This window comes from Mycobacterium gordonae, assembly GCF_001417955.2.
In the GTDB taxonomy this organism is placed as follows: Bacteria; Actinomycetota; Actinomycetes; order Mycobacteriales; family Mycobacteriaceae; genus Mycobacterium; species Mycobacterium gordonae_B.
Genome location: NZ_LKTM01000349.1, coordinates 1 through 19986, shown reverse-complemented (window position 1 = coordinate 19986; position 19986 = coordinate 1). Strand labels below are relative to the sequence as shown.

General features: G+C 66.8%; 15 protein-coding genes and 3 pseudogenes. 4 read left to right on the top strand and 14 right to left on the bottom strand.

Annotation, left to right across the window (positions count from 1 at the left end; genetic code table 11):
* Nucleotides 1-47: 47 nt before the first annotated feature.
* The 3 genes from AO501_RS26100 to AO501_RS26090 form a co-directional block, all read right to left on the bottom strand.
* A complete protein-coding gene (locus AO501_RS26100) occupies nucleotides 48-773 on the bottom strand; it encodes a DivIVA domain-containing protein (protein WP_055580481.1) in 726 nt (241 codons plus the stop codon).
* An 82-nt stretch (nucleotides 774-855) separates the two neighbouring features.
* Nucleotides 856-1347, bottom strand: coding sequence for a dihydrofolate reductase (locus AO501_RS26095; RefSeq protein ID WP_055580480.1), 492 nt, complete (start codon nucleotides 1345-1347; stop codon nucleotides 856-858).
* On the bottom strand, nucleotides 1344-2144 hold the full coding sequence (locus tag AO501_RS26090) for a thymidylate synthase (RefSeq protein WP_055580479.1): 801 nt from the start codon (nucleotides 2142-2144) through the stop codon (nucleotides 1344-1346). Before AO501_RS26090 ends, AO501_RS26095 begins: the two co-directional genes overlap by 4 nt.
* A 161-nt stretch (nucleotides 2145-2305) precedes the next feature.
* Here AO501_RS26090 and AO501_RS26085 point away from each other — a divergent pair, with 161 nt between their 5' ends.
* Nucleotides 2306-3043 (top strand): dienelactone hydrolase family protein, encoded by a 738-nt coding sequence (locus AO501_RS26085; protein ID WP_055580478.1) that lies wholly within the window; start codon nucleotides 2306-2308, stop codon nucleotides 3041-3043.
* A gap of 70 nt (nucleotides 3044-3113) precedes the next feature.
* Here the strand turns inward: AO501_RS26085 and AO501_RS26080 are convergent, their stop codons facing one another.
* From AO501_RS26080 to AO501_RS26070, 3 genes are read right to left on the bottom strand one after another with little or no spacing between them, the layout of a single operon-like run.
* Complete coding sequence (locus AO501_RS26080) at nucleotides 3114-4205, bottom strand: acyl-CoA dehydrogenase family protein (RefSeq protein WP_055580477.1); 1092 nt, start codon at nucleotides 4203-4205, stop codon at nucleotides 3114-3116.
* Nucleotides 4202-5386 (bottom strand): acyl-CoA dehydrogenase family protein, encoded by a 1185-nt coding sequence (locus tag AO501_RS26075; RefSeq protein WP_055580476.1) that lies wholly within the window; start codon nucleotides 5384-5386, stop codon nucleotides 4202-4204. The genes AO501_RS26080 and AO501_RS26075 overlap by 4 nt, the downstream gene beginning before the upstream one ends.
* Complete coding sequence (locus AO501_RS26070; protein ID WP_055580475.1) at nucleotides 5383-6159, bottom strand: SDR family oxidoreductase; 777 nt, start codon at nucleotides 6157-6159, stop codon at nucleotides 5383-5385. Before AO501_RS26070 ends, AO501_RS26075 begins: the two co-directional genes overlap by 4 nt.
* An 83-nt stretch (nucleotides 6160-6242) precedes the next feature.
* On the opposite strand from AO501_RS26070, the gene AO501_RS26065 reads away from it, so the two are divergent.
* Nucleotides 6243-6590, top strand: coding sequence for a hypothetical protein (locus tag AO501_RS26065; RefSeq protein WP_055580474.1), 348 nt, complete (start codon nucleotides 6243-6245; stop codon nucleotides 6588-6590).
* A gap of 12 nt (nucleotides 6591-6602) precedes the next feature.
* Here AO501_RS26065 and AO501_RS26060 read toward each other — a convergent pair whose 3' ends face one another.
* The 6 genes from AO501_RS26060 to AO501_RS26035 all read right to left on the bottom strand — a co-directional run bounded on the left by AO501_RS26060 (nucleotide 6603) and on the right by AO501_RS26035 (nucleotide 15181).
* On the bottom strand, nucleotides 6603-9842 hold the full coding sequence (locus AO501_RS26060; protein ID WP_055580473.1) for an acetyl-CoA carboxylase family protein: 3240 nt from the start codon (nucleotides 9840-9842) through the stop codon (nucleotides 6603-6605).
* 22 nt (nucleotides 9843-9864) lie between these two features.
* Nucleotides 9865-10947, bottom strand: a complete 1083-nt coding sequence (locus tag AO501_RS26055; protein ID WP_063892924.1) for a PPE family protein — start codon at nucleotides 10945-10947, stop codon at nucleotides 9865-9867.
* A 142-nt stretch (nucleotides 10948-11089) separates the two neighbouring features.
* Nucleotides 11090-12232 (bottom strand): PPE family protein, encoded by a 1143-nt coding sequence (locus tag AO501_RS26050; RefSeq protein ID WP_055580493.1) that lies wholly within the window; start codon nucleotides 12230-12232, stop codon nucleotides 11090-11092.
* Between the two features lie 22 nt (nucleotides 12233-12254).
* A complete protein-coding gene (locus AO501_RS26045; protein ID WP_055580472.1) occupies nucleotides 12255-13016 on the bottom strand; it encodes a PPE family protein, SVP subgroup in 762 nt (253 codons plus the stop codon).
* A 182-nt stretch (nucleotides 13017-13198) separates the two neighbouring features.
* Nucleotides 13199-14725 carry a class I adenylate-forming enzyme family protein gene (locus AO501_RS26040; protein WP_055580471.1) on the bottom strand — a complete coding sequence of 509 codons (1527 nt, stop codon included), beginning with the start codon at nucleotides 14723-14725 and terminating at the stop codon, nucleotides 13199-13201.
* Between the two features lie 54 nt (nucleotides 14726-14779).
* Nucleotides 14780-15181 carry a nitroreductase family deazaflavin-dependent oxidoreductase gene (locus AO501_RS26035; RefSeq protein ID WP_055580470.1) on the bottom strand — a complete coding sequence of 134 codons (402 nt, stop codon included), beginning with the start codon at nucleotides 15179-15181 and terminating at the stop codon, nucleotides 14780-14782.
* Between the two features lie 118 nt (nucleotides 15182-15299).
* Between AO501_RS26035 and AO501_RS26030 the strand changes: the two genes are divergently transcribed.
* Nucleotides 15300-16121, top strand: a complete 822-nt coding sequence (locus AO501_RS26030) for a thioesterase family protein (RefSeq protein ID WP_055580469.1) — start codon at nucleotides 15300-15302, stop codon at nucleotides 16119-16121.
* A 10-nt stretch (nucleotides 16122-16131) separates the two neighbouring features.
* Here AO501_RS26030 and AO501_RS40825 read toward each other — a convergent pair.
* Nucleotides 16132-18342: pseudogene (locus AO501_RS40825) on the bottom strand (hypothetical protein); the annotation flags it as partial.
* Nucleotides 18343-18423: 81 nt separating this feature from the next.
* Nucleotides 18424-18645 (bottom strand): annotated as a pseudogene (locus AO501_RS40820) (hypothetical protein); the annotation flags it as partial.
* Nucleotides 18646-19798: 1153 nt separating this feature from the next.
* Here AO501_RS40820 and AO501_RS39665 point away from each other — a divergent pair.
* Nucleotides 19799-19986, top strand: a pseudogene (locus AO501_RS39665) (hypothetical protein); the annotation flags it as partial.

Genomic DNA, 19986 nt, shown 5'->3' with positions numbered 1-19986 from the left:
CGCCGAGAATACCGGGCCGCGCAGGTCAGGGGCGGGACCGGCGCGGGTTATGCGGTCCTGACTTTGCGGTCCGCCGTCCCGTTGGTGGCCGTCTGGTTGAGTTCTGCGTGTGCCGACTCGAGCGCTGCCGGCACCGGTTCGAGGTCGCGGTAGACGCTCATCAGCTGCTCCAGCACATTGATTCGTTGCTGAGTCGCCTCGTCCACCGCACGGCGGGCCTGCTCGCGGTAGTGGTCTGCCTCCTGCCTTGCGTCGGCGAGAAGCTGGTCACGCTCCTGCTGCGCTTCCCGCCAGGCCTCGTCGATTCCCGACTGGGTGGCCGCGCGCATGTTCGAGAGCTCGGACTCCTGCTTTGCCCTGGTTTCGTCGTACTCGTCCTGCAGGGCTTTCAACCGCTCGGTCATCTCCGCCAGCTGCTCTTTCGACTTCTGCTGCTCGGCTTCAATATCGGCTCCGGCCGACGTGATCAGCTCCTGCGCCTCAGCGCGCGCCTCGGCCTGCATCTGGGACACCTCCTCGACCGCGCGTTGCAGCATCTTGGCCATCCGCTGTTGCATCGCGTGCGGTGAGGGTGAGGTCTCGGTGAGCTGGGCCACTTCCTTGCGCAGCGAGGCCACCTCGTCACCGGAGTCCCGCAGCCGGGCCCGCAGGCTCTCCACATCGTCGCGAAGCAGCCGCTGCTTGGTGCCCAGCACTTCAATGTGCGCGTCTACCGTGGCCGGGTCGTAGCCGAAGAACTTCCGAGAAAACGTCTTCACCGGTTCGGTTACCACTGTCAAATTCCCCCTTCTGGACATGCTTGATACCCGATGAGACCGCCCCCAAGCCGGGTATGTCAGGCCAATTGGTGGGCGCTCACGAGCGGAAGTAGCTGTGAAACCGGTAACGCAACCCCGCGCGGCTGACTTGCCACTCCCCTGTTTCACCATGCCACGTCTCGTCGAGCACCGGCGCCAGCGCATCCTCGTCGTCGCGCGGCAGGTCGATATCGACTTCGGTGACTTCGCACCTGCTGGCCTGCGGTAACGCCAGCGCGTAGATCTGGGCGCCACCGATCACCCAGGTTTCCGGGTCGTGGATTGCTTTCTCGAGTGTGTCGAGCACCTCAGCGCCGTCGGCCGTGAAGCCGCTCTGGCTCAGCACGATGTTTCGCCGGCCGGGCAGCGGCCTGAATTGCGCGGGCAACGATTCCCAGGTGCGGCGGCCCATCACCACCGTGTGCCCCATGGTGATCTTCTTGAAATGGGCCAGATCCTCCGGCACCCGCCAGGGTATGTCGCCGCCGCGCCCGATGACGCCGGACGTCGACTGAGCCCACACCAGGCCCAGGTCGTTTCTGCCTGTCATACAGCTACGGGCGCCTTGATCGCCGGATGCGGGTCGTAGTGCTGGACGACGACGTCCTCGTACCGGTAGTCGAAGATTGAATCCCTTTGCGCGAGAACCAGTTCCGGGTAGGGACGGGGATCGCGGGTAAGTTGCAGCGCGACCTGTTCGACGTGGTTGTCGTAGATGTGGCAGTCACCGCCGGTCCAGACGAACTCGCCGACGTCCAGGCCGGACTGGGCGGCCATCATGTGCGTGAGCAGTGCGTAGCTGGCGATGTTGAACGGAACCCCGAGGAAAAGGTCGGCGCTGCGCTGGTACAACTGGCAGCTCAGGCGGCCGTCGGCGACGTAGAACTGGAAGAACGCGTGACACGGCGGCAGCGCCATCTGCGGTATTTCACCGACGTTCCAGGCCGAGACGATGATGCGCCGGGAGTCCGGGTCGGTGCGCAGCAAATGCAGTGCGGCGCTGATCTGGTCGATGTGCTCACCGGTCGGGGTGGGCCACGACCGCCACTGTACGCCGTAGACAGGTCCGAGATCCCCTGTCTCGCTTGCCCATTCGTCCCAGATGGTGACGCCGTGCTCCTGTAGCCAGCTGACGTTGGAGTCGCCGCGCAAAAACCACAGCAATTCGTAAACGACCGACTTCAGATGCACCTTCTTGGTGGTCAGCAGCGGAAACCCGGCCGACAGGTCGTAGCGGATCTGGCGGCCGAACAGGCTTCGGGTGCCGGTGCCGGTGCGGTCGGATTTGGCCGTGCCCGTTTCGAGCACCTGACGCAGTAGGTCTTCGTACGGCGTCGCGATCGGCACGGGGCTAGCTTAGCGGCGATCGCACGCACGGCGAAGCCGGGCGCGGCGGGTCGCCGCCATCAACACCGCGGCGATCGCACGCACGGCGAAGCCGGGCGCGGCGGGTCGCCGCGGCGGTGCCGACGGACTCACCCCGTACGCCGCGGAGTAGAACGGAAATCATGCCGAAGATCACAGACAGTGTCACTACAGCCGACGGCAGCTGCCCCGTCAGCCTGTTCACCCCCGATGGCACCGGACCCTGGCCTGGCGTGGTTATGTTCCCCGACGCCGGCGGGGTCCGCGACACCTTCGACCAGATGGCGGCCAAGCTGGCGGGATTCGGCTACGCCGTGCTGCTGCCCGACGTGTACTACCGCGAGGGCGACTGGGCGCCGTTCGACATGACCACGGCGTTTAGCAACCCGCAGGAACGCGCCCGCATCATGTTCATGCTCGGCACCGTGACTCCGGACCGGATCACCCGGGACGCGACCGCCTTGTTCGACTATCTGGCCGGACGCCCCGAGGTCCGCGGTGAGCGCTTCGGAGTGTGCGGCTACTGCATGGGCGGACGGATTTCGGTGCTGCTGGCCGGCCGCGTTCCGGAACGCGTCGCCGCAGCGGCATCGTTTCACGGTGGCGGCCTGGTGAGCGACAACACGGACAGCCCGCATCTGTTGGCCGACAAGATGGACGCCCTCGTGTACGTCGGCGGGGCCGAAAAGGATCCGTCGTTCACAGCCGATCACGCCGAGCAACTCGAAAAGGCGCTCACGGCAGCGGGTGTGCGGCACACCATCGAGTGGTATCGGGCCGGCCACGGTTTCGCGGTCCCGGACAACCCGCCCTACGACCCCGCCGCCGACGAGCGGCACTGGGCGGCAATGACGGAAACCTTCGCCGAAGCCCTCGCCTAGGCCCCCGCGAGCAGACGCGAACTCGCACAAAAATTGACGATTTGGTGCGAGTTCGCGTCTGCTCGCGCCACTAGGTGACCGGCAGGTCGACGAGTTCCCCGAGGCGGGACCGGTGCCGATACGCGGTGCCGAACGCCAGCTGGTCGCTCTTGGCCCGCTTGAGAAACAGGTGCGCGGGATACTCCCAGGTCATCCCGATGCCACCGTGCAGCTGAACACACTCCTCCGCGGCATGCACCGCCACGCCACTGCAGTAGGCCTGCGCCAGGGACGCCGCGATCGCCGCGTCGTCATCACCGCGGGCGCTTGCGTCGGCCGCATAGCGGGCCGCTGACGTGGCCGAGCTGACCTCGAACCACAGGTCGGACAACCGATGCTTGATCGCCTGGTAGGAACCGATTGCGCGGCCGAACTGCTTGCGCTCCTTGGCGTAGGCCAGGGTGGTGTCGAAACACCACTGCGCCAGCCCGAGTTGTTCAGAGGCCAGTAACGCCGCGCCGGTGTGCAGCGCAGCCGCCACCGCCTCCGCGCCCGCACCGACCGCAGTCGAAACGGCACCCGAAAAGTGCACGTCCGCAAGCGGTCTCGTCATGTCCAGAGCAAGCTTGGGCGAGACCTCGACACCGTTGTCCGCACGCGAAACGGTATGGAGCTCGAGCCCGGTGGCGCCGGCGACCGGTACCACCAGCACGTCGGCTTCCGCGGCGCCCGCCACGCTGGTGACCTGTCCGCTCAGGCCGTCGGCGCCGACGTCCAACCCGACAACCTCATCCCAGGGCGCTGTCGACAGCGGCACCACCAGCGCCGCCGTGATCTGCCCGGAGGCCAACTCCGCCACGGCTTCGGTGTCACCCGCTCGCAGCAGGGCGACGGTGGCGAGCACAGCGCTGGACAAAAACGGCACGGGCGCAACGGCTCGGCCGATCTCCTCCATCACCACCGCAGCCTCGCGGGCACCTGCCCCGGCTCCGCCGAGCGACTCCGGGACCAACAGGCCCGCGACGCCCAGTTCTGCGGCGAGCGTGCGCCAGACACCGGAAAAGTCTTGTGGCGGTGCGTCATAACATCTCGTCACCGCCTCCGGGGGGCACCGGTCGGCGAACAACTGCCGAACACTGTCGCGCAGCGCGTCCTCGGTGTCGGAGTACAGCAGGTCGCTCATCGGGGCAGGTCCTTCCATGCGACGGCCTTGTCCACCCGGTGCTCACCGGGCAGGCCCAGCACCCGCTCGGAGACGGTGTTACGCAGAATCTCCGAGGTACCGCCCTCTATCGAGTTGCCCCTGGCCCGTAGGTAGCGGTACCCGGGCTCGCGGCCGGTCAGGTCGACAACGTCCGGCCGGCGCATGGTCCAGTCGTCATAGCTCAGCCCCGCCTCACCGTGCAGCTCGATCTCAAAGCCCGAAATCGCTTGCGCGATACGGGCAAACGCGATCTTCATGCCGGCGCCCTCCGGCCCGGGCTGACCGCTCGCGGCCTGCTGGCGCAGCCGCTCGCCGGTGAGGCGAAGGACCTCCGCGTCGACCCACAGGCGCATCAATTCGTCGTGCATGGCGGGATTACGCAGTGCCGCATCACTTCGCCAGGCCTTGGCGACCTTCCCGATGTGGCCGCTCTCGCGCGGGGTGCCGGCGCGCGAACCGATCGCGACCCGCTCGTTGTTGAGCGTTGTGGTGGCAACCCGCCAGCCGCCGCCTTCGGGTCCGAGCCGGTTGGCGTCGGGTATCCGGACGTCGGTCAGGAAGACCTCGTTGAACTCCGCTTCACCGGTGATCTGACGCAGTGGCCGTACTTCGACGCCCGGTTGAGTCATGTCGCACAGAAAATAGGTCAAGCCGGCGTGTTTGGGGACGTCGGGGTTTGTGCGTGCGACCAGGATCGCCATCTGCGCGTGCTGGGCCTGCGACGTCCACACCTTCTGCCCGTTGACGATCCAGTCGTCCCCGTCGCGCACGGCGCGGGTGGCCGCCGCGGCCAGGTCGGACCCGGCGCCCGGTTCGCTGAACAACTGGCAGTAGATCTGTTCGCCAGTGAACAACGGACGCAGGAACTTTCGTTTCTGCTCGTCGGTCCCGTAGGCCGCTATCGTCGGCGCTGCCATGCCCATGCCGATGTAGTTCTTCTCGGTGCCGCCGATGGGCGCACCCGCGGCGGCCAGCTGCGTGTGCACGCGTTCCTGCGCGGTCCGCGGCAGCCCCAGGCCCCCGAATCCGACCGGTAGATGCACCCACGCGAGGCCCGCGTCGTACTGGGCTCCCAGGAAGTCCCGTGGCGCGGTGGTGGCCGGGTCGTGCTGGTCCAGCAAGGCCCGGACCAGCACGTCCACTTCGGCTTCGGTAGTCACCGCCCGCCGCCGGACTGGAAACCTTGCGCCGCGCCCAGCAGCAGGCCGCCGTCGATCACCAGCGTTTCGCCGGTGATCCAGCTGGCCGCGTCGGAGACCAGGAACGCGACCGCGGCGGCCACATCGTCGGGCTCACCGATCCGGCCCAGCGCGATCGATGAGGCCAGCGGGTCCTCGTGGTCCTTCCACAGGGCTTCGGCCAGCTTGGTGCGTACCACGCCAGGAGCGATCGCGTTGACCCGGATGCGCGGCGAAAGTTCCAGTGCCAGTTGCTTGGTGACGTGAATCAGCGCGGCTTTCGTGGCGTTGTACAGGCCCATGGCCGGGGACTGGTGCATGCCACCGATCGAGGCGGTGTTGACGATGGCGCCACCATGCTCCCCCATCCCCGACTTGACCACCAGCGACGTCCACAGCAGCGGCGCCCAGAGATTGACGTCGAAGATCTTGTTGAAACGGGCGTGGTCCTGGTCGATCAGTGGACCGTAGGCCGGGTTCGTGCCGGCGTTGTTGATCAGAATGTCCACCCGGCCGAACCGCTCGAGAGTGAGATCGACGCAGCGCCGCGCGGCGTCCTCGTCGACGGCGTGCGCGCCTACGCCGAGCGCCCGATCGCCCACCTGCGCGGCGGCCGCATCGGCTGCTTCCTGCTTACGGGCGGTCAGCACCACGTTGGCACCGGCATCGGAAAGCTTCTGGGAAATCGCCAATCCGATGCCCCGCGAAGCGCCGGTGACGATGGCGGTGCGGCCGGTCAAATCCAAAGAGGTCATGTGTTACGCCTTCTGTTCGCGTGAAAAGAATGAACCCGCCTGGTGCCAGGTTTGAATATGGGCACACGTGGTATGCGACTGGAATGTTAGCGAAAATCAACCTCCTCAAACCACTGGTGGTGGCCGGGGCTGTCGCTACAGCGATCGCCGCGGCGCCGATGGCCGCGGCCGACGTTGTCGCGGCCGGGCCGAGCACTACCAGCACCGGAATCACCCACTTCATCCCCCTCGACCCGGGCGGCGGTGGCTGCGACCCGAACGGCAACTGCGGCTCCGGCGGCACCGACCAGGGGCCGAACGGCGGTCCGGGCGGACAGGGCTGCATCCCCGGCGTCGGCTGCGGCAACGGCGGTCAGTTCTGGGGACCGGGCGGCGTTCCCGGCGGCGAGGGCTGCCTCCCCGGCGTCGGTTGCGGTTCCGGCCACGCCTGACATTTGCCCGCGTCAGCGATCTCGGAGCCTGGTGATCCAGGCCCGGGAGTCGGCGGGATCTATCACGTCGTCCAGCTCGAAGGTGGTGCCGGCGCGTAGCGCCTTGCCGTGCTGGTAGGCAGCCGCGACAAGTTTGTCGAACAAGGCCTGTCGCTGGATTTCGTCCGGGGCCGCGGCGAGTTCCTTGCTGAAGCCAAGGCGCACAGCGCCTTCCAAGCCCATGCCGCCGATCTCCCCAGTGGGCCACGCGACGGTGAATTGCGGTGCGCGGAACGATCCACCGGCCATGGCCATCGCGCCCAGGCCGTATCCCTTGCGCAGAATGATCATTCCGAACGGCACCGTCAGTTGCGCCCCCAGAATGAACATCCGGCCGAAACGCCGCACCGCCGCATCCTTCTCGGCCTCCGGTCCCACCATGAATCCGGGGGTGTCGCACAGCGATATCACCGGCATCCGAAAGGACTCGCATAAGGTCAGGAAGTCGCCGACCTTGTCGGCCGCTTCCGCGTCGATCGCACCGCCGAGGTGGTGACTGCTGTTGGCGATCAGGCCGTAGGCCACACCCTCGACCCGGACCAGCGCGGTCACGACGCCGACTCCGTAATCGGGACGCAGTTCCAGCACCGAATCGACATCCACGACGCTTTCGATCGCCCGGTGTACGTCGTAGGCGCGCAGCCGATTCTGCGGCACCACATGCCGGGCCAGACGTGGATCGGGTGCTTCCCAGTCCGTCACGGCGCCTTGGAAATAGCCGAGATAACGCTTGGCCAACGACACCGCGTGGGCCTCGTCGGGGGCCACCAGGCTCACGACGCCGTTGCGCCGCTGGACGTCGATCGGCCCGATCGCCTCGGGTGGATAGACGCCGAGGCCACCGCCCTCGATCATTGCCGGGCCGCCCATTCCGATGTTGGCGTCCGGCGTCGCGATGATCACGTCGCAGACCCCGGCCAGCGCGGCATTGCCGGCGAAGCACCGCCCGGAGACGATCGATACGAGCGGGACTCGGCCCGACAACCCGGCCAGCATGCGGAACGTGGGCACATCCAGTCCCGCCATGCCCCCCACGTCCGTGTCCCCGGGTCGCCCTCCGCCGCCCTCGGCGAAAAGGACTACCGGCAAACGCTTTCGGCCCGCCAGTTCGAAAATCCGGTCGGTCTTGGCGTGGTTTCGCATGCCCTGTGTTCCGGCCAGCACGGTGTAGTCATAAGACACGACGACGGCAGATGCGGCCTGCCGCCCGAAGCGATCCGCACCGATGGTGGCCAGGCCGGCGACCAGGCCGTCTGCCGGGGTGTTGGCGATCAAGTCTTCGTCGGAGCGCCTGCTGCGCTGGGCGGCGATCGCCAGCGCGCCGTACTCCACGAAGCTGCCGGCGTCGACGAGGTCGGCGATGTTCTCCCGCGCCGTGCGGCGACCGAGCTTGTGCCGCTTGTCGACCGCGGCCGGACGCCCCTCGTCGAGAGTCATCCGGTGCCGTTGCCGGACCTCGTCGAGATCTTCGCGCGGACGGTCGAGATCGACTGCGGCCGAAATTGATTCACTTTCGGATCCGGATCCGCTCCGGGTGAACACCACCAGCGGGTCCCCGGTTCCGACCACCTGACCGGGGGTCACCAGGATGCGAACCGTGCACAGCGCATCCGGGGCGGTCAGGACGTGCTGCATCTTCATCGCCTCCAGCACCACCACCTGCCCGCCGGCGCCGACCTCGGCGCCGTCGGAAACCACCTCGACCACCGTGCCGGCCAGTTGCGCGCGTAGCACCTCCTCACCCGGGTAGAGCTCGACCGCGACCTGCGCCGGGTGCTGACGCCGGTGGGTCGCCGCCGCGGCGGTCAGCTGCGGAAGCTTGTCGTCGAGGAAGGTCGTCGACACCGCTCCCTGCTGAAATTCTTTGTCGGACAACAGCTCTAGCAGAACGGGAAGGTTGGTTCCGATCCCCTCGATACCGAACTCGCTCAAGGCGGTGTGTGCTTTGCGGACCGCCGCGCCGAACGTCGTGCCGTGGACGTGGGTGATCACCTTGGCAAGTAGCGAATCGAATCGTGGACTGGGCGCGAGGCCGGGCCGGCCGTAGGTGTCGACGCGTACGCCGGGTCCGGTCGGCGGGGTGAACACGGTGAGGGTGCCGGCACTGGGAAGCACCGAGCCGTCCGGCCCGAAAGTTTCCATGTTGACCCGGGTCTGGATCGCGATGCCTGCCGCTGCGGCCGCCTCACCACCGACTTCGGTTCCGTCCGCTGCTATTCCGGCGGGCAGCGGCAGTTCGCCGAACGAGGCGCCTTCGGCGATGGCCAGCTGGACGGCCACCAGGTCGATGCCGGTGACTGCCTCGGTGATCGTGTGTTCCACCTGGATGCGCGGATTGATCTCGAGGAAGACGAAATCTTCGCCATTGACCAGGAATTCGACGGTGGCCAGTCCGCGCAAACCCACCCCGGCACACAACCGGGCCGCCGACTGGTGCAGGCGGCGGCGCAGGTCGGCGGAAAGGTGCTGGGCCGGGGCGATTTCCACCAGCTTCTGGTAACGCCGCTGAATGCTGCAATCCCGATCGCCCAGCGCCAGGGCACGGGTTCGTCGTCCTGCCGATGCGGCGACGATCTGCACCTCGATGTGCCGCGCGCCGGGCAGCAGCTCTTCGGCGAACAGTGCCGAGTCACCGAAGCCGAGTTGTGCTTCCGCGGCGGACCGGCGGTAGGCGTCGTCGATCTGGTCGAGGCGATCGACCCTGCGCATGCCGCGCCCGCCACCACCGGCCAGGGCCTTGAGCATGATGGCACCGTCGCGGGCGGCGAAGAACGCGCGCACGTCCTCGACGCTGGTCGGCCCCTCGGTGCCGGCCAGCACCGGAACACCGGCGGCGACCGCCGCGGCCCGGGCCAAAGACTTGTTGCCGACCAGTTCGAGGACTTCGGCGTCCGGGCCTACGAACACCAAGCCCGCGGACGTGCAGGCGCGCGCAAATTCGGGGTTTTCGCTGAGGAACCCGTAACCCGGGTGAACCAGCGTCACACCCGACGTCTTCGCGGCGTCCAGAACGGCGGACTGGTCGAGATAGGCGGCTACGCCGTTGCCCCGCAGCGCAATTGCCTCATCGGCCGCGTGCACGTGCGGACTGTCGGCGTCATCCTCGGCATAGACCGCGACGGTCCGCGAGCCGAGTTCGGTTGCGGTGCGGATGATGCGGAGGGCAATCTCGCCGCGGTTTGCGATGAGGACATCGCGCGGTGGTGGCCGCATAGGGCACAGCGTACGACCCGGTTCAGACGATGCGTTGCCTGGGCATCACGATCGGCTTGACGCCGTATCGCGGACCCGGTGCGCCGGTGCCACCGGCAGTCGCGACCATCCCCGGTGCCAGCGGCACCGCCCCGCCCGATTCGTCGTGCTCGGGGACGGCCCAGTAGGTGCCATCCACGACCGTCCTGGCGGTCCTCACCGGTGCCGAATCGGACCAGCTTGCCGGCACGGACAGCTGACCGACCGTGTGCGCGCGGCCCAATCCGGCAGCCGTCGGAGTGGGTCGTACGGGATGCACCATAGCTGCCCGCTTGGCGACCGGGCCGGCGATCTCCTCGGCGTCGTCATCGCCACTGTTGGTGCCGATCTGACCGATGGAGTAGTCGTAGTACGTGGCCCTGTTGTGGTCGAACTCATCTGCCCACCACAGCTCGGCTTGATCGAATTCGACGAAAAGGTCGAGCAACGTCGTGCCGGTGTCCTCCACGGCCTCCGGGGCGGCAAGACTCTGGACGGCCGCGGGGCCTTGCGTGATCAGGCTGACGAGGCCTGCCTGCTGCATGTTTGCGATTCCGGCCGCGCTGGTGGTCGCAGACGGGCTCGTCAGCGGATCCAGTCGTGCCGCCGCGGCGGAGGAAGCCGCATAGCCGTACATAGCGGCCGCGTCACGAGCCCACATTTCGCTGTAACGCGCCTCGAGCACCGCGATGGCCGGGGTGTTCTGCCCGAAAGTGTTCGTTGCGGTCAGCGCGGCCAGCTCAGCCCGGTTGGCCGCCACCTCGGCAGGGGGAACCATCATGGCAAAGGCCGTCTCGTAAGCGGCCACCGATGACATGGCCTGCGTTGCCGCGCGCGCCGACGATTCCGCCGTGCAGGTCAGCCAGTCCACGAAGGGCCGGGCGGCGGCCACCATCGACAACGACGCGTAGCCCACCCACGCTTCACCACTCAGGCGTTGCACGACAGAGTCGAAAGAAGAGGCAGCGGTGCGCAATTCATCGGAAATACCGCTCCACGCAGCCGCGGCGGCCAACATCGGCGCCGGACCCGCGCCGGCGTATATGCAGGCCGAGTTGACCTCGGGCGGTAGGGCTCCAAAATCCAACAGCGAATCCTGTTTCGGTGTAAGTCCATTGGGCGTCCGACGACCTCCCAGACCTCGTCGGCAACCTGTTGGGTCAAGTTTAAACCGCGGTGAACATAACCGCTGACAGTGAACTCATCGTTCTCATAGGGAATTCCAATGATCAGACGACTACGTGCCTGGGCATGACAACCGGTTTGAACCCGTAGCGCGGCCCGGCGACACCACCCCCGCCTCTGCCCCCTACCGCGAACCCGGGCGCACCGGGGACACCTGCCACAGACCCCGCTTCCCCGGGCACCGTCCAACCACTGCCCTCGGCGGCGGTCGCGCCGACGGTGACGGCAGGCGCGGCGGTGGACCAGCTTGCCGGTACCGAGAGCCCACCGACCGAGGACGCGGCGCCCAGCAGCGGAGCGGTTACCGCGCCGAGCGGGGTCACCGCATTCGCTACCGCGGCGGCGCCTGCTGAACCGATCCCCGCGGCGGACCCAGCTGCGGGCAGGGTGTTCAGGGTGTGCTGCAGGAACACCGCCGTAGTGATCCCGGCAGTGGTGAACCATCCGGCGGTGTTGACGGCACCGTTGATGGTGTTCTGCACGAACGGGACGGCCAGCAGATCGGTGATGCTCTGGGTGACCGAGTCCAGAGCCGCGGCATCTGCCGCCGCCGGAGAGGCCAGGCCACGCACCGCGTTGGGGATGTCGCCGATCAGGTTGTTCAGTCCGGATTGCTGAACGGCCTGGCTGACCGCCGCGGCTTGGGCGGCCGGGCCGGCGGGGTTGGTGGCCTGGGCCGGCGGGGCCAACGGATTCAGCTTTCCCGAGGCCGCCGACGACGTGGCGTACCCGTACATCGCCAGCGCATCCTGAGCCCACATTTCGCCGTAGTGCGCCTCGGTGGCCGCGATGGCAGGCGTGTTCTGCCCCAAGACGTTGGTCGCCACCAGCATCGCCAGCAGGGCTCTGTTGGCGGCCACCTCGCCCGGCGGGACCGTCATCGCATGGGCCGTCTCGAACGCCGCCGCCGACGCGACAGCTTGCGCGCCCGCCAGCGCCGTCGCGTCCGCGGTATAGGACAACCAGGCCAGAAAGGGTTGGGCCGCAGCAGCCATGGACAGCGAAGCGGGACCCATCCACTGCTCGGTGGTGAGCGCAGTGACCACCGACTCGAACGAATCCGCGGTTGTGCTGAGCTCGACCGCCAGTCCGTTCCACGCCGCGGCGGCCGCCATCATCGGCGCCGGACCGGCGCCGGTGTACATGCGCATGGAGTTGATTTCGGGAGGTAATGCGCCAAAGTCGATCATTATCAATCCTTTCCGGAGTTCAGATACTCGCCGGGCGGGCTATGACGATGGGTTTGACGCCGTAGCGCGGCGCCCCGAATCCACTGCTGCTGCGGCTCGTTGACGCGATTCCCGGCATGCCGGGCAGCAGCGTCGTATCCGCCACGGTCGGCGGCGCCGCAGCCGACCAACCCGACGGTCGCGGCGTAGCACTGGACACCAGGGCTGCCGGGCCGGCCCAGACCGGCGGCGCCGACATCGCGGCTATCGGCGATCCGGCGAGCCCTGCCGCAACGGGTGCCTCCCCGGCGCCAACCGCCGCCGCTCCTTCCAGACCCGCGGCATCGGCCGCGCCTTCCACCGCGCCCTCTTCGAGAGGCAGCAACAGGCCGCCGTTGGCCAACCCCACCAGATTCGACGCCGCCGAGGCCCAGTTCCCGACGCCGATGTTGACGATGTTGGCCACGTCCGCCAACGGGGAATCCGTCAGCGCAGCGGGTAGTGCCGCGGCGGCCGAATTGGCCGACTCGGTGGCGGCATAACTCTGAGCACTGAGTCCGAGGGTATTGACGAACGCGTCGTACATGGCCGTCGCCTCCGCGCTGACCTGTTGGTACAGCGCTCCATACGCCGCGAACAGGGATGCCTGCAGCGCCGAAACCTCATCTGCGGCCGCGGGAATCATGCCGGAGGTCGTTGGAACAGCGGCGGCGGCGTTCTGGGCGCTCTGCTGAGCGCCGATGGTTTGCAGCTTGCCCGCTGCGGCGGTCAATTCTTCGGTCTGTGCGGTTAGGAAAGACATGTGCGTTGCTCCTGTTCTTCAGGCGGGCCGGGTGATCGGCACCCCCGTCGGGCAGATTGGCGCGGCCCCAAGCGGGTTCACGGCTTCGTAACACCGCCATATTGAGCGTGTCACTTTGTTGTGGTAAGCGCGCGAAAATCAAGCGCGCGGCGCGAGAATCTTGCCGGAAAGCAGGGCGGCGTTCAGCGCAACGCCGAACCCCACTGAACCTGTTCGCGGAGCTTGGCTTTGAGCAGTTTCCCACCCGCATTGCGCGGCAACGGCGTCGTCACTACCGAGACGTACTGCGGGACTTTGTAATCCGCGAGCTGCTCGCGGCAGTGTTCAAGCACCGCGGGTACATCGACCTGCTCCCCGAACAGCACCGCGCCGACCTTTTCCCCCATGACGTCATCCGGCACCGCAAGGACGCAGGCGTCCGCGACAGAGGGAGCAGCCAGTAATGCCGCTTCGACCTCAACGCTGGAGATGTTCTCGCCGCCGCGGTTGATGATGTCTTTGAGCCGGTCGATGATGTGCACCCGGCCGGCGTCATCGACGCGAACCACGTCGCCGGTATGCAGCCAGCCGTCCACGATGGTGCTCGAGGTGGCCTCGGGCCGGTTCCAGTAGCCGGCTGTGATGTTGGCGCCCCGGGTCACCAATTCGCCGACGAGTTGACCGGTCTCGCTCGGGATCACGCCGAGATCCACCGAGGGCACCGCGTAGCCGACCGAGTCGGCGTGTTCGATGGCCTCGGCATCGGGCAGCATGGTCATCAGCGATGCGGTTTCGGTCATGCCGTAGCCATTTGACACCGCGGCCTGCGGGAACGCCTTCTTCACGGACTGGACCAGCGTCGGTGCGATGGGCGCGCCGCCGTAGCCGACCCAGCGGACACCGGATACGTCGGCCGCGGCGAAGTCCTTGTGCCGCAGCAACAGCGCGTAGATCGCCGGGACGGTGACCATCACGGAGATGCGCTCGGCGGTCAGGGTGGCCACCAACTCGTCGAGGTTGAGCGTGGGCATGATCACCGCTGCCCCACCGAGTCGGAGGGCAGGCAAAAGCTGGGTGTTGCAACCGGTCACGTGAAACAGCGGCACCGAGATCAGTGTGCGCAGTTCCTCACCGATGTCGCGCGGCTGGTCCAGACACCGAATCCCGTTCTCCGTATTGGTCACAAAGGCTTCATGTGTGGTGGGCACCCCCTTGGGGTGACCGGTGGTGCCGGACGTATAGAACAGCGCGGCAACGTCTTTCGGGCCGAGGTGGTCGGCGATGTACGGCGGACCGTCCGGCAGCGCAGTGCCCGCGTCAAGGTCGATATGCACCCCGGCGTCGGACAGCACGAAGTCGACCTCCGGCTGCGCTGATCGCGTGTTCACTGCGACCGCAATGCCTCCGGCCATCACCGTGCCCCAGAAAGCCAGTACCCAGTTGATTCCCGCGGGGTACCGCAGGGCGACGCGGTCGCCCTGTTTCAGGCCATCGGCGCGTAGACCGCCGGCGACGCGCGATGCGCGGTCCCAGAGTTCACGGTAGGTCAGCCGATCTGAGCCCAGCTCGACCACGGCTTCGCTGTCCGGCCGGGCGGTGACCTGCTCGTCGAGCATGTCGAGCAAGGTGGCGGGCAGGCCGTCGTAGTGTGGGACGCCGTGTTGGTCCGGGTGAACGGCGGTGCGCGCGAATGGGTTGCTACTGCGCGAAATCTCCACTACTTCCGGCATCGCGTTCCTCACCTACCGTCGGCTACCTACCCACGGTAGGGGCAACAGCCCCCCTCAGGCCAGGGCGAATTTGGCGTAGCTGTCGACGTTGAAGGCATGAAACACCCGGCGCCGGTCAGCGGGAAGCAGTGGCTCGACAGTGGACGCGTCGACGACGTGCGGCCGCACCACGTGGTAGGTCTGCCCCTTGGATCTGATCGTCGCGGATCCGGCGGCACGCACGTTGCGCAGCCAGTCGACGTCCGAACCGTAGGGCAGGGGCACGACGAAGCCGTCGGGAATCGGGACGGCGACGACCGGGGTGGCGTAATGGTTCCCCGATTTCCGCCCGGTGTGCTTGATCACCGAGGCGTACCAGTAGCGGCGGCCCGCCAGGGTCATCATGGCGGGGTTGAGCACGTGCTTGTTGAAGTGTCGGACCGCGTCTCGAACGCGCGGCTTGGTGTAGGTGGTCATAGTCATCCAGCTTGCGTGGGAGGCGTCCCACGGGACAGGGGCCTTGGTCCACTCATGGTGAGGACTTCTGCCAGCGCCCGGACGTCCGCCCGGATGTCACTGTCCTATCGTCGTAGCGGTGACGATCCAGGAGCCTGCTGCGTTTTTCACCGTCGACGGTGATTGCTACCTGCCCGGACCGATGACCCGGGGACCATGGGGCGCAGCCATGGGCGGCCAGATTGTCGGCGGCCTGTTGGGTTGGGGGATCGAGCAGTCCGGCTTTGACCCGGAGTTTCAGCCCGCCCGCCTCACCGTCGACCTGTTGCGGCCGGCTCTGCTGGAGCCGGTGCGGATACTGACGTCGGTGCAGCGGGAGGGCCGGCGCATCAGACTCGTCGACGGCGCACTGGTGCAGGACGGACGCACGGTCGCGCGCGCGAGCGCGTTGTTCCTGCGGCGTGGTGAGCATCCCGAGGGCGAGGTGTGGTCAGACTCGGTGCAGATGCCACCGCTTCCGTCCGACAATGCGGGGTTCCCGCCCGAAATGCCCTTCCACATCTGGGGTTACGGGGCCACTGCCGAGGGCAGCCCGGGTATCGCGGCCGGCGAGTGGGAGCAGTCGCACTCCCGGAAGTTCGCTTGGACGAGGCTGTTTCGGCCGATGGTGCAGGGATATCCGTTGACGCCGTTCACCCGCCTGGCCTTCGTCGGTGACGTGACCAGCTCATTGACTCATTGGGGCACTGGCGGATTGCGCTACATCAACGCCGATTACACCGTCACCGCGAGCCGGCTACCGGACGGTGAGTACGTAGGTCTGGCCGCCCAGAGTCATCACGGCTCGGGCGGGGTCGCTACCGGGAGCGCAACGCTGTTCGATCAGTACGGGCCGATCGGCACCAGTTCGGCACTGGCACTGGGGCAGCCGGCGGATGCGTTTCAGCCGCTGCACACCTGAGCCGGGCCGATCAGAACGGCCAGATCGGGATGTCGAAACTCGTGATCGTGGTGCTCGGCAGGTGGATGCGCGGAATGGTCAACGCGGGAGTTGTCATGCCGCCCAACCCGATTGACGGAATCGTGAACGACGGCGTGGTGAGCGGCGGCGTGCTGATCTGCGGGAGCGTGAAGCTGCCGAGGCCGATCGAGGGAATCGTGAACGACGGCGTGGTGAGCGGCGGCGTGCTGATCTGCGGAAGGGTGAAGCTGCCGAGGCCGATCGAGGGAATCGTGAACGACGGCGTCGTGAGCGGCGGCGTGCTGATCTGCGGAAGGGTGAACCCGCCGACGCCGATCGAGGGGATCGTGAACGGCGCGGAGGTGGTTGCCGGGATGTTGACCTGAGGAAGCGTGAATCCACCTAATCCGATGGGGTCGACGGTGATCGGCGGGGTCGTGATCGGCGGCGTGGTGATCTGCGGAAGGGTGAAGCCGCCGGTGCCGATCGGGTCGATCGTGAGGGCCGGAGTCGTGAATTCCGGGATGCTGATCTGCGGAAGGGTGAAGCCGGCAACGCCGATCGGGTCGATCGTCAGGGCCGGAATCATGATCGTGGGCGTCGTGATCTCCGGGAGGGCGAAACCCGCGACGCTGATGGGCGGAATGCTGATGGCCGGCGTCGTGAGGGCCGGGAGGTTGAACCCGTTGATGTTGAAGGACGGGATATTGACGCCGATGCCACCGATGGTGCCGGGACCGACAAGGGCATAGGCGGGGGGTCCGCCGGTTCCGGAACTCTGTTGGACGCCCCCACCGATCTGCGGGTAGAGGCCGATGACGGTGGTTTGGAAATTGACGAGGTTATTGGGAATGAATATGACGAGATCATTTATCTTGAACTGCGGCAAAGTGACTGTGACAGTGCCGAGGTTGATATTGGGTGTCGTGAAGGAGCCGGCGCCGATTTGCCCGATCGGTATCGACGGGATGGTGAGCGCAGGCAGGTTGAATCCGCCCACCGTGGTGCCGGCGGGGATCGTGATCGGAGGGATGAAGATCGGCGGCGTCGACAACGGGGGCAGGTCGAAGGCGCCCAGAGTGATTCCGGCGGGGATGGTGATTCGCGGAATGGTCAGCGACGGGATGCTGAGCTGCGGCAGGTCGAACGCCCCGATCGTGGTGCCGGCGCCGATCGTTAGTGAAGGAACGGAAAGTGACGGGATGCCGAGCGTGGGCAGGTTGAACGCTCCCACCCCGATACCCGCGGGAGTGGTGAACGCCGGTATCGATACCGGCGGCAGCGTGATCGGCGGCAGACCGAACCCGCCCACCGTGATCCCCGCCGGCGTGGTCGAGGCCGGAATCGAGATCGAGGGCACCGTGATCGGCGGCAGGCCGAACCCGCCCACCGTGATCCCCGCCGGCGTGGTCGAGGCCGGAATCGTCAACGACGGCAACGTGATCGGCGGCAGACCGAACCCGCCCACCGTGATCCCCGCCGGCGTGGTCGAGGCCGGAATCGTCAACGACGGCACCGTGATCGGCGGCAGACCGAACCCGGGCACCGAGATCGCAGGGATCTCCAATGCCGGCAACAACAGATCCGGGGAGTTGATCGCAATGTGCAAACTGCGCGGGGCCGCCCCGGTGTGGAACGCTCCGTAGTTCAGATCACTGGTGTTGAACAGACCTTGATTGAGGTTTCCGGCGTTGAACGCGCCGGCGTTGAAATTGCCGGTGTTGAAGCTGCCCATGTTCGACGAGCCCGGGTTGGCGATGCCGGTGTTGAAATTGCCGGTGTTCAAGATTCCGGTGTTGCCCAGCCCTACGTCGAACAGACCCGAATTCCACGACCCGGCATTGAACAGCCCCGCGTTGCCCACCCCGGTGTTGCCGATCCCGACGTTGCCCGACCCCGAATTGAACAGCCCCAAGTTGCCGCTGCCGGAGTTGAACAAGCCGACATTGCCGCTGCCCGAGTTCAATCCACCCAGAGCGAACCCTTGGACCCCACCGGCCGGACCGAGGGTGAGGTAGGTGTCTCCCAGTCCGATGCGGTGATCACCGGTGAGCCCGAAGCCGATGTTGTTGCTGCCTGTGTTGGCCAACCCGATGTTGTGGGCACCGATGTTGCCGGCCCCGAGGTTGAAGTCGCCCAGATTCGCGGTGCCCACATTGGCACTGCCGAGATTGCCCACCCCGACATTGCCGGACCCCACATTGGCCAACGCCCGGTTGAGCCCCGCGCTCAACGACTCCGGCGACATCGCGGTGTGCACCCAGCCCGAGACCGCGCTGCCCAAACTCACCACACCCGTCCCACCGGCATTACCGGCCAGCTCAGCCACATTCGAGTTCAACCACCCCGACAAGCCTGAGCCGTAGTTGCCGAAGCCCGAGTTGCCGCCGGCGCCGGAGTTGAAGAATCCCGAGGACGGCGCGGTGCTGGTGTTGAAGTAGCCCGGCCCGCCGGGGAACGCCAGCTCGGCAATGACGCTGCTGGGCAGGTGGATGCTGGGCACGGTCAACGCCGGTGTGGCAAACGCCCCCAGCCCGATCGAGGGGATGGTGAACACCGGCGTCGTCAACGCCGGCGTCGTAATCTGCGGCAGTTCAAACCCACCCAGTCCGATCGACGGGATGGTGAACACCGGAGTCGTCAACGCCGGGGTGCTGATCTGCGGAAGTTCAAACCCACCCAAACCGATAGACGGAATCGTGAACAACGGGGTGATCAGTTCCGGGGTGCTGATCTGGGGCAGCTGGAACCCGCCCAGTCCGATTGAAGGGATGGTCAGTGCCGGGGTGGTGATTGGCGGGGTGGTGATCGCCGGAAGGATGAGGTTGCTCAACCCGATGGGATCGATCGTGATGGGCGGTGTGGTGATCGGCGGGGTGGTGATCTGCGGCAGCGTGAACGCGGCCGCCCCGATCGGGTCGATCGTGATCGGCGGCGTCGTAAATTGGGGCGTGACGATCTGCGGCAACGTAAACCCTGCCGCCCCAATCGGATCGATCGTGATCGGCGGCGTCGTGATCGACGGGGTGGTGATCTGGGGTAGCGCAAAGCCGGCGACGCCGATGGACGGGATGTTGATCGCGGGTGTCGTCAACGCGGGAAGACTGAATCCACTGATGCTGAACGACTCGACTCGGATCCCAAGGCCATTGATTGTGAAGGGCGGCAATTGGATGTAGGCGCCGGGACCGCCGGCGCTGGGGGTGTTCTTGCCGGCGATGTTGCTGATGACGCCCCCGCCGATCTGGGGGAAGACGCCGGCGGCGCCTGTCTGGAGGTTGGGGATGTTGTTAGGCAGGTACGCGACAAACGGAATGTTGACCGACGGCGTACTGATGTTGACGCTCGCGATGTTGATAGGTGGTGTGGTGAAGCTGCCGGTGGTGATGCTGGCGATGTTGAGTGAGGGAATGGTGGTGGGGGGCAGGTTGAATCCGCCGATGGTGGTGCCGGCGGGAATCGTGATCGGCGGGATGGCGATCGGGGGGATGGACAACCGGGGCAGGTCGAAGGCGCCCAGGGTGATGCCGGCGGGGATGGTGATCGAGGGGACATTGATCGCGGGAATGGTCAGTTTGGGCAGATCGAAGGCGCCCAGGCTGGTGCCGGCCGCGATGGTGATCGACGGGATATTGATCGACGGAATGCTCAACGTGGGCAACTCGAAAGCACCCAGGTTGATCCCGGCCGGAATCGTCAACGGCGGAATCGTGATGGGCGGCACCGTGATCGGCGGCAGGCCGAACCCACCCACCGTGATCCCCGCCGGAGTGGTGGACGCCGGAATCGAGATCGAGGGCACCGTGATCGGCGGCAGGCCGAACCCACCCACCGTGATCCCCGCCGGGGTGCTCGAGGCCGGAAT

Excerpts from the sequence above, each read along its gene's own strand:
- AO501_RS26095 (WP_055580480.1), bottom strand. The coding sequence starts at position 1,347 with ATGACAGGCAGAAACGACCTGGGCCTGGTGTGGGCTCAGTCGACGTCC.
- AO501_RS26085 (WP_055580478.1), top strand. The coding sequence starts at position 2,306 with ATGCCGAAGATCACAGACAGTGTCACTACAGCCGACGGCAGCTGCCCC.
- AO501_RS26080 (WP_055580477.1), bottom strand. The coding sequence starts at position 4,205 with ATGAGCGACCTGCTGTACTCCGACACCGAGGACGCGCTGCGCGACAGT.
- AO501_RS26070 (WP_055580475.1), bottom strand. The coding sequence starts at position 6,159 with ATGACCTCTTTGGATTTGACCGGCCGCACCGCCATCGTCACCGGCGCT.
- AO501_RS26065 (WP_055580474.1), top strand. The coding sequence starts at position 6,243 with ATGTTAGCGAAAATCAACCTCCTCAAACCACTGGTGGTGGCCGGGGCT.
- AO501_RS26060 (WP_055580473.1), bottom strand. The coding sequence starts at position 9,842 with ATGCGGCCACCACCGCGCGATGTCCTCATCGCAAACCGCGGCGAGATT.
- AO501_RS26045 (WP_055580472.1), bottom strand. The coding sequence starts at position 13,016 with ATGTCTTTCCTAACCGCACAGACCGAAGAATTGACCGCCGCAGCGGGC.
- AO501_RS26040 (WP_055580471.1), bottom strand. The coding sequence starts at position 14,725 with ATGCCGGAAGTAGTGGAGATTTCGCGCAGTAGCAACCCATTCGCGCGC.
- AO501_RS26035 (WP_055580470.1), bottom strand. The coding sequence starts at position 15,181 with ATGACCACCTACACCAAGCCGCGCGTTCGAGACGCGGTCCGACACTTC.